General features: G+C 73.7%; 6 protein-coding genes and 1 riboswitch. Of the genes, 2 read left to right on the forward strand and 4 right to left on the reverse strand.

The features are described from left to right. The 3 genes from AB0J68_RS18565 to AB0J68_RS18575 form a co-directional block, all read right to left on the reverse strand. A partial coding sequence (locus AB0J68_RS18565; protein WP_363939586.1) for an ATP-binding protein occupies positions 1–1,227 on the reverse strand: 1,227 nt, incomplete at its 3' end. Then, positions 1,224–4,892, reverse strand: coding sequence for a cobaltochelatase subunit CobN (gene cobN, locus AB0J68_RS18570; protein WP_363939588.1), 3,669 nt, complete (start codon positions 4,890–4,892; stop codon positions 1,224–1,226). The genes cobN and AB0J68_RS18565, both read right to left, overlap by 4 nt. Positions 4,893–5,174: 282 nt before the next feature. Further along, a riboswitch (cobalamin riboswitch) is annotated at positions 5,175–5,304 on the reverse strand. Positions 5,305–5,587: 283 nt separating this feature from the next. Next, positions 5,588–5,923, reverse strand: coding sequence for a hypothetical protein (locus tag AB0J68_RS18575; RefSeq protein WP_234589536.1), 336 nt, complete (start codon positions 5,921–5,923; stop codon positions 5,588–5,590). Positions 5,924–6,185: 262 nt separating this feature from the next. Between AB0J68_RS18575 and helR the strand changes: the two genes are divergently transcribed. Both helR and AB0J68_RS18585 read left to right on the forward strand, forming a co-directional pair. Next, positions 6,186–8,348, forward strand: coding sequence for an RNA polymerase recycling motor ATPase HelR (helR, locus tag AB0J68_RS18580; protein ID WP_363939590.1), 2,163 nt, complete (start codon positions 6,186–6,188; stop codon positions 8,346–8,348). 18 nt (positions 8,349–8,366) lie between these two features. Continuing rightward, positions 8,367–9,029, forward strand: a complete 663-nt coding sequence (locus tag AB0J68_RS18585) for a hypothetical protein (protein WP_355065283.1) — start codon at positions 8,367–8,369, stop codon at positions 9,027–9,029. A 67-nt stretch (positions 9,030–9,096) separates the two neighbouring features. Here the strand turns inward: AB0J68_RS18585 and AB0J68_RS18590 are convergent. Next, on the reverse strand, positions 9,097–9,588 hold a 492-nt coding region (locus AB0J68_RS18590; protein ID WP_363939591.1), incomplete at its 5' end, for an aldo/keto reductase.

Genomic DNA, 9,588 nt, shown 5'->3' on the forward strand with positions numbered 1-9,588 from the left:
TGTCGCGCCGGATGCACCCTGGTCAACGGCGTCACCGCTGCCGTCGGAGCTGCCACCGTGGGGTCCCGCGCCGTCGGCGCCGCCGTCGTCCGGGCCGCCGTGCCCGCCGGAGCCACCGCCCGGGCCGCCACCGTCAGGGTCCGAGCCGTCGGGGCGCGATCCAGCCGGGCCGCCGTCGTGCGGGCCGCCGTCGTCGTCCGGATCGTCGGGGTGGGCGTCCTGGGCGCGCTGCAACGCCTCGTCGAGGCGCTTCTCATCCAGGCCCGGCGTGTCGAACGGGTCACGGCGGCGGCGGTGCGGCAGGGCGAGGCGGGCGGCGACCCGTACGTCGTCGATGGTGACGCGGTCCCGGCCGTGCCAGGCCGCGTGGGCGAGGGCGGTACGGGCGGTGACGATGTCGGCGCGCATGCCGTCCACGTCGAACGCGGCGCACACCTCGGCGATCTGCCGCAGCGCGGCGTCCGGAAGGCGTACCCCGGGAAGCCGGCGGCGGGCGGCGGCCACCTGGCCGGCGATCTCCGCGTCGGCGTCGGCCCAGCGGGCGGCGAAGCCCGCCGGGTCGGCGTCTGCGGCGAGTCGGCGACGCACCACCTCGACCCGGACCTCCGGGTCCCGGCTGGCACCCACCTCGACGGTGAGCCCGAATCGGTCGAGCAGCTGCGGGCGCAGCTCCCCCTCCTCCGGGTTCATGGTGCCGACCAGCAGGAAGCGGGCCGCGTGGCTGGCCGAGACGCCCTCGCGCTCGACGTGGCTGCGGCCCATCGCCGCCGCGTCGAGCAGCAGGTCGACGAGGTGGTCGTGCAGCAGGTTGACCTCGTCGACGTAGAGGACGCCCCGGTGCGCGGCGGCGAGCAGGCCCGGTTCGAAGGCGCGTACCCCCGCACCGAGGGCCTTCTCCAGGTCGAGCGAGCCGACGACCCGGTCCTCGGCGGCGCCGACCGGCAACTCCACGAGGCGGGCCGGACGGGTCTCGGCGGTGGCGTCGGCCGGGTGCGGCCCGTCCGGGCAGCCCGGGTCGGGCTCGGCGGGGTCGCAGCCGAAGCGGCAGCCGGCGACCCGACGCACCGGGGGCAGCAACGCGGCGAGCGCCCGGACGGCGGTGGACTTGGCGGTGCCCTTCTCGCCGCGCACGAGGACCCCGCCGATCGCCGGGGAGACAGCGTTGAGCAGCAGCGCCAACCGCATGTCGGCCATGCCGAGCACCGCGCTGAACGGGTAGGTGATCATGCCCGGTCCTCCAGGTCGCCCTCGCTGGCCAGGTACGTGTCACGGAGTCGGTCCAGGGTGGCCGGCTCGGGTTTGGCCCACAGCCCCCGGTCGGCGGCCTCCAGCAGCCGCTCGGTGATGCCGCGCAGCGCCCACGGGTTGGACTGCTCCAGGAACTCCCGGGTCGTGTCGTCGAAGAGGTACGCGGCGGCCAGGTGCTCGTACATCCAGTCGTCGACCACGCCGGCCGTGGCGTCGTAGCCGAACAGGTAGTCCACGGTGGCCGCCAGCTCGAACGCGCCCTTGTAGCCGTGCCGGCGCATCGCCGCGATCCACTTCGGGTTGACCACCCGGGCGCGGAACACCCGCCGGGTCTCCTCGCCCAGCGTGCGGGTGCGCACGTCGTGCGGCATCGCCGAGTCACCCACGTACGCCTGCGGCGACGATCCGGTGAGGTGGCGGACCATCGCCACCATCCCGCCGTGGTACTGGAAGTAGTCGTCCGAGTCGACGATGTCGTGCTCGCGGGTGTCCTGGTTCTTCACCGCCACCGCGATCCGGGCGAACGAGCGTTCCATGTCGGCGCGCGCCTCCCGCCCGTCCAGGCCCCGGCCGTACGCGTAGCCGCCCCACACCGCGTACACCTCGGCGAGGTCGGCGTCGCTGCGCCAGGTCCGCGCGTCGATCAGCGGCAGCAGGCCCGCGCCGTACGCCCCGGGCTTGGAGCCGAAGATCCGGGCGGTGGCCCGCCGCTCGTCGCCGTGCTCGGCGAGGTCGGCGGCGACGTGCGCCCGCACGTAGTTCTCCTCGTCCGGCTCGTCCAGCGCGGCGACCCGCCGTACGGCGTCGTCGAGCAGCGCCACGACGTGCGGGAACGCGTCGCGGAAGAAGCCGGAGATGCGCACGGTCACGTCGACGCGGGGCCGGCCCAGCTCGGCGGTCGGCACCACCTCGATGCCGGTGACCCGCCGGGACCGGTCGTCCCAGACCGGGCGGCAGCCCAGCAGCGCGAGCACCTCGGCGATGTCGTCGCCCTGGGTGCGCATGGCGCTGGTGCCCCACACGGTCAACCCCACCGAGCGGGGGTACGTGTCGGTGTCGGCGAGGTGCCGGGCCAGCAGCGAGTCCGCGAGGGCCACGCCGACGTCCCAGGCGTTGCGGCTGGGGATGGCCTTCGGGTCGACGGAGTAGAAGTTGCGGCCGGTGGGCAGCACGTTGACCAGGCCCCGGGTGGGTGAACCGGACGGTCCGGGCGGCACGAACCGCCCGTCCAGCGCCCCGAGGGTGTGGGTCAACTCGTCGGTGGTGCGCGCCAGCCGGGGCACCAGTTCGGTGGCCGCGAAGCGCAGCACCGCGACGACGTCCGGGATCGGCTGCCCGGTCACCTCGGCGACCACCGCGTCGACCGCCTGGGCGTCCCAGCCGAGCGTCTCCATCCCGATGACCAACCTCCGGGCGAGCGCCTCGATGAGGTCGACGGCGTCGGCGGCGGTGCCGGCCGGCCCGTCCACCACGTCGGTCAACGCCGTGGGCACCGCCAGTCGTTCGCCCGGTGCCGCCAGCAGTTCCTGCTCGTCGAGGCCGTACGCGGCGGCGAGGGCCTGTCGCAGGCCGGGCAGGGCGTGGTTGCCGCCCCAGATCTGGGGTGCGCGCAGCACCGCGAGGACCAGGTTGACCCGCGGTTCGCCGACGGGCGCGTCGGCGAGGATGTGCAGGCCGTCGCGGATCTGCACGTCCTTGACCTCACAGAGGTACCCGTCGAGGTGCAGCACGAAGTCGTCGAAGTCGTCGGCGTCGGGCATCGCCTCGGCGTGCAGGTCGTGATGCAGCTCGGCGGCGCGCACCAGGTCCCAGATCTGCGCCCGCACGGTCGGCACCTTGGCCGGGTCGAGGGCCTGCACTGTCGCGTACTCGTCGAGCAGTTGCTCCAGCTTGGCCAGGTCGCCGTAGGTCTCGGCGCGGGCCATCGGCGGCACCAGGTGGTCGATCACCACGGCGTGTGCGCGCCGCTTGGCCTGGGTGCCCTCGCCGGGGTCGTTGACGATGAACGGGTAGACCAGCGGCAGGTCACCGAGGACCGCGTCGGGCGCGCAGTCGGCCGCCAGGCCGAGACCCTTGCCGGGCAACCATTCCAGGGTGCCGTGCTTGCCCAGGTGCACCACGGCGTCCGCGCCGAAGCCGCCGTCCGCGACGGGCGCGGCCAGCCAGCGGTACGCGGCCAGGTAGTGGTGGCTCGGCGGCAGGTCCGGGTCGTGGTAGATGGCGATCGGGTTCTCCCCGAAGCCACGCGGCGGCTGGATCAGCAGCACCACGTTGCCGAAGCGCAGCCCGGCGAGCACGAGGTCCCCGCCGTCGGTGTAGAGCTCGCCGGGCGGCTCACCCCAGTGCTCCCGCATCCGCTCACGCAGCTCGGCCGGTACCTGGTCGAACCACCGCCGGTAGGTCTCGCCGGGCACCCGGGCCTCGGCGGCGACCAACTGCTCCGGGGTGAGCCACTCCACGTCGTGCCCACCGGCGGCGATCAGGGCGTGGATCAGCGCGTCGCCGTCGTCGGGCGGCGGCGCGTCCCCCAGGTGGTAGCCCGCCTCGGCCAGTGCGGCGAGCAGCCGGACCGCCGAGACGGGGGTGTCCAGCCCGACGGCGTTGCCGACCCGGGAGTGCTTGGTGGGGTACGAGCTGAGCACGACGGCGACCCGCTTGTCGGCGTTGGGCACGTACCGCAGCCGGGCGTGACGTACCGCGATGCCGGCCACCCGGGCGGCCCGCTCGGGGTCGGCGGCGTAGACCGAGAGGCCGTCCGCGTCGATCCGCTTGAACGAGAACGGCACGGTGACGATCCGTCCGTCGAACTCGGGGATGGCCACCTGCATCGCCGCGTCCAACGGGGACAGCCCGGCGTCGCTGCCGGCCCACTGCTCCCTGGTGCTGGTCAGGCAGAGCGCCTGAATGACGGGCACGTCCAGGGCGGCGAGCGCGCCGACGTCCCACGCGTCCTCGTCGCCGCCCCCGGACGCGTCGGCGGCGACCGCGCCGCCGGCCGCGAGCACGGTGACCAGCAGCGCGTCACAGCGGGCGAACAGCCCGAGCGGGCCCGCGCCCGTGGTCAGGCCCCGCAGCGAGCCACAGAAGATCGGCAGCGGGTTGCCCCCGGCCTCCCGCACGGCCTCGGCCAGGACGTCGACGAAGGCGGTGTTGCCGGCGAGGGCGTGCGCCCGGTAGAAGACGATCCCCACGGTGGGCCGCCGCGGGTCGGTCGGGTGGTCGCCGTGTACGCCGTACGCCGGGGTCGGCGCGGGCGGGGCGAACCCCTCGCCGGTGAGCAGCACCGTGTCGCAGAGGAACCGGGCCAGGTGCCCGAGGTTGTCCGGCCCGCCCTCCACCAGGTACGCCAGCGCCTGGGTGACCACTCCGGACGGCACCGTGGAGATCGCCATCAGCTCCGCGTCGGGCACCGCCTCACCGCCGAGCACGACCGTCGGCACGCCGGTGGCGAGCACCGCGGCGAGGCCGTCCGGCCACGCCTGCCGACCCCCGAGCAGGCGTACGACGGCGAGGTCGACCCCGTCGAGCAGGGCGGGCACCTCGTCGGCCCCCACCCGCGCCGGGTTGGCGAGCCGGTAGTCGGCGTCACTGGCGCGGGCGGCCAGCAGGTCGGTGTCGGCGGTGGAGAGCAGCAGAACGCGCACGGCAGGCTCCGGACGGTAACGTCGGCACGCTCGCGAGAGCGGCCTCGCGACGTGGGATGGGCGCAGGGTTCAGCGGAGGCCGCGATCCGGCCGGCTCAGCGGCCTGCGGCCGGGAGCGACGGGCGGCGCGGTCCGGAACTCAGCGGTGAACGGAGTCGATGCCGATCGCGGCGACGGCACGGCCGCGGTGCGCAAGACGGCAGCAGCCGTCGATGATGGAGACGCCAAGCGTCATCGGGTCCTCCTCGGGTGTCCACGCCCTGGGGTACGTCCCGACGGCCGAAGTATCCTGGCTTCCGGATCGACGCTCTCCCCCGGCCTTCCAACCGCAGACACACGGCCGTGACTCACGAGGGGGGATCGCTCCCCGGTGACAGTGGCGGGACCGCGTCGGATTCGCACCGACTTCCTTCACTGCCGTCAGGCCGCGAATGCTGCCACACCCCTGCGCTGCGGGTCAACGCTGCTCCGGCCCGACGAACGGGCGTGCGTCACCGAGCCTCAACTGTCGACGCGACAGCGGATCACCCGACCTCGATGCCCCGGATCAATGCCCGACATCCTTTGCTCTGCTTCCCTATACGCAACGGGAATGGGGCGTCACTGGCGCTTATTGGTAAGCAGAGCAAAGGATCGGCGGAGCACTCTGGCTCGCGCCGCTGGCCCGGCGGTGGTGGCTTCTGGGCGGAGGAGTCTCAGCGGGCGTGGCGCTCCGGGTGTGCCCGATTCCACACCCGCATCCGCTCCGGGTAGCCGGTGCGGGCCGCCTCGTACAGCGGCACCGCGTGCTTGCGGGCGATGGCGCCCGCCGCGCGGGGTGTGCCGGTGCGGCGGCGGATCCATTCGCCGTCGTGGGCGATCGCCACCACTGTGGTGTCGGTGGCGGTGGTCTCCGGCTCCAGGTAGAACTCCACTCCCCGCCGGCTGGCGACGAACGACTCCAGCGCGGCGAGATCGTCCCGGGTGGCCTCGCGGTCCAGCTTCGTTGGGGTCGCCTCGGTGCCCCGTGACCGCCGGTTGAACCAGCCCATGCCCAGCCCCTCTCCTCGGACGCCACTCCAGTTCAGCACCGATTCCTGGCAATACGCTGCACGCCAGGTGGGAGAAATCTGACTCGGCGGAGCGCGGACGGAACCGCTGGAGCGGGCGTACCGAACGGAAGCCCTGAAAGCGGGGGGCAACACTCCCCGCCATATCCAACATATACCGCATGGGGGGACTTGCGGCAAGGCCCCAGGTGTACCGCAGAATTGCCCGTCCAAGGCCAGGACCTGCGGAAACGGGAGCCAATACATGCACAACTCGTCGGCGGCGGCCAGCGCGTTCGACCTTCCCGACAACCTCGCCGCCAAGGCCGACCCGGCGCTGATCGACCGTGACGAGCAGCACTTCGCCGTCATCGCGGCGAGCCTGGAGCAGTCGATCGCCGAGCTGTCCGACCGCCTCGACGCCGAGCGCCGGGCACCCGCCGGCAAGGGCCGCCAGGCGGTCGTCCGGGACGAGGAGATCCGCCGGCTGACCGCTCGCCTGCGCGCCCTGCGGCGCTTCGGTCTGGACCTGTGCCTCGGGCGCATCGTCAGCGCGGACGGCCCCGAGCCGGTCTACATCGGACGCTTCGGCCTCACCGACGGCAACGGTCGACGGCTGCTGCTCGACTGGCGCTCCCCGGCGGCCGAGCCGTTCTTCGGGGCGACCCACGCCAACCCGATGGGCCTGGCGAGCCGGCGTCGGTACCGCTGGACGCTCGGCCGGATCAGCGACTACTGGGACGAGGTGTTCACCCCGGACGGGTTCGAGGGGCATGCGGCGCTGGACGACCAGTCCGCGTTCATCGCCAGCCTCGGCGGCAACCGGTCGGCCCGGATGCGCGACGTGCTCGGCACCATCCAGGCCGACCAGGACGCCATCATCCGGGCCGGATCGCGCGGCGCTCTCGTCGTCGACGGCGGTCCGGGCACGGGCAAGACCGTCGTGGCCCTGCACCGCACCGCGTACCTGCTCTACTCCGATCCCCGCCTCGGGCACCGGCGCGGCGGGGTGCTGTTCGTCGGGCCGCACGAGCCCTACCTGGCGTACGTCGCCGACGTTCTGCCCAGCCTCGGCGAGGAGGACGTGCAGACCTGCACCCTGCGCGACCTCGTACCCCAGGGCGCCGCGGCGACGGTCGAGGCCGATCCGGACGTGGCCCGCCTGAAGTCCTCGGCGGACCTGGTCCGGGCGATCGAGGCGGCCGTGCGGTTCTACGAGGAGCCGCCGACCACGGCGATGACGGTCACGGCCGGCGACGCCGACGTGCGGCTGAGCGCGGACGACTGGGCCCAGGCGTTCGAGGCGCCCGGACCCGGCACCCCGCACAACGAGGCGCGGGACGAGATCTGGGAGGAGCTGCTGGCGATCCTGCTCGGGAGGTACGACGGCGACGAGTCGGACGACCTGGTACGCGGCTCGCTGCTGCGCAACCGGGACCTGCGTACGGCGTTCAACCGCGCCTGGCCGCTGCTCGAAGCGACCGACATCGTCGCCGACCTGTGGTCGGTGCCCGCCTATCTGCGCCGGTGCGCCCCCTGGCTCGGCCCCGAGGACATCCGCCGGCTCCAACGCGTCGACGCCCGCGCCTGGACGGTGTCCGACCTGCCGCTGCTGGACGCGGCACGGCAGCGGCTCGGCGACCCGGAGGCGTCCCGGCGTACGCGCCGCCACGAGGCCGCCATCGCCGCCGAACGCGCGCGCATGGCGACGGTCGTCGACGAGCTGATCGAGGCCCACGCGTACGACGACGGTGAGGGTGTGCTGTCGAGCCTGCGCCAACTGGACCTGCAGGACGCGCTGGTCGACGAGGCCGTACTCCCCAGCGCCGACGCGGATCTGCTGGCCGGCCCGTTCGCGCACATCGTCGTGGACGAGGCGCAGGAGCTGACCGACGCGCAGTGGCAGATGCTGCTGTCGCGCTGCCCGGCGCGCAGCTTCACCATCGTCGGGGACCGCGCCCAGGCCCGGCACGGGTTCACGGAGTCGTGGCCGGAACGACTGAGGCGCATCGGCCTCGACCGGGTCACCCTGACCTCGCTGAGCATCAACTACCGGACGCCACGGGAGGTCATGGAGCAGGCCGAGCCGGTCATCCGCGCCGTGCTCCCGGACGCGAACGTGCCGACCTCGATCCGCGGCAACGGGATTCCGGTGATCCACGGGTCGGTGCGCGAGCTGGACGCGATCGTCGACGGCTGGCTCGCGGAGCAGGCCGACGGGATCGCCTGCGTCATCGGCGAGCCCACGTTCCGGCCGGCGACGAATCGCGTCCGGTCGCTGAGCCCGGAACTGTCCAAGGGGCTGGAGTTCGACCTGGTCGTCCTCGTCGACCCGGAGACGTTCGGCGAGGGCATCCAGGGTGCGGTCGACCGGTACGTCGCGATGACCCGCGCGACCCAGAGGCTCGTCGTCCTCACCGGGTCCTGACCTCGTAGGCTGCCGGGCGTGTCGACGGACGTGCGGGAGGCGGCGGCGCACAACAACGCGCAATGGTGCGACGCCGTGTGCGCCAGCCACGGGCTGGCCGGCCGGATCGACGCCGAGGCGTGGTCGGTGCCCCGCCGCTCCCCACCCTGGTATCCGGACGCGGTCACCCTGCGCCCCGACGTCGACCCCGAGGCGCTGCTGGCGCGGATCGACGTCGGGCCCGGCGCATCGGTGAAGGACAGCTTCGCCGACCTCGACCTCTCGGCGTACGGGTTCCGGGTGCTCTTCGACGCGCAGTGGATCCACCGCCCGTCGACCGACCCGCCGGCCGGCCCGCCGCTCACGCCGGTCACCACTCCGGAAGGGCTGGCGGCCTGGGCGAGCGCGCACGGCGGCGGGGAACTGTTTCGCCCGGCGCTGCTGGCCGACCCGCGCATCCGGGTGCTGGCCCGCCACGACGAGCGGGGCGCTGTCGTCGGCGGGGCGGTAATCAGCGGCGACGACCCGGCCGGCGTCTCCAACCTGTTCACCCACAGCGACGACCCGGACGAGATCTGGCATGCGATTCCCGCCACCCTGCCCGGCGTACCCCTGATCGGCTACGAGACCACCCCCGACCTGCCACCCGCCCGCCGAGCCGGCTTCCTCCCTGCGGGCCCCCTCCGGGTCTGGCTCCGGTGATCATGAAGTTATCGGCGCGACACGCCGGCATCGATGGCAATAACTTCATGATCACCGGGGGCGGGGGTCAGGGGAGGCGGTTCAGGTCCTCGGGGGTCAGGCGTAGCGCGGCGGCGGCGATGTTCTCCCGCAGGTGGGCCGGGTCTCCGGTGCCGGGGATCGCGAGGACGTGCGGGCCCTGGTGCAGCGTCCAGGCCAGGCGTACCTGCTGGGGGGTGACGCCGTGGGCCCGGGCGACCGCCTCGACGGCCGCGCCCGGCGCGGCGCTCGCACCCGCCTCCCGACCGGTGCCGGCCAGCGCGAAGAAGGGCACGTAGGCGATGCCCCGCTCGCCGCAGGCGCGGACGAAGGCGTCCTGCTCCCGGTACGCGTCCAGGCCGTAGTTGTTCTGCACGCAGACCACGGGCGCGATGCCCGCCACCTCGTCCACCTGCTCGGGCCGGACGTTGGACAGCCCGAGATGCCGGATCAGCCCGGCGGCGCGCAGCTCGGCCAGGGCGCCGAACCGCTCGGCCAACGGCACCGCGCCCGGCCCCCGGCCGAGCCGCAGGTTCACCAC

The organism is Micromonospora sp. NPDC049580, from assembly GCF_040675595.1.
GTDB lineage: Bacteria > Actinomycetota > Actinomycetes > Mycobacteriales > Micromonosporaceae > Micromonospora.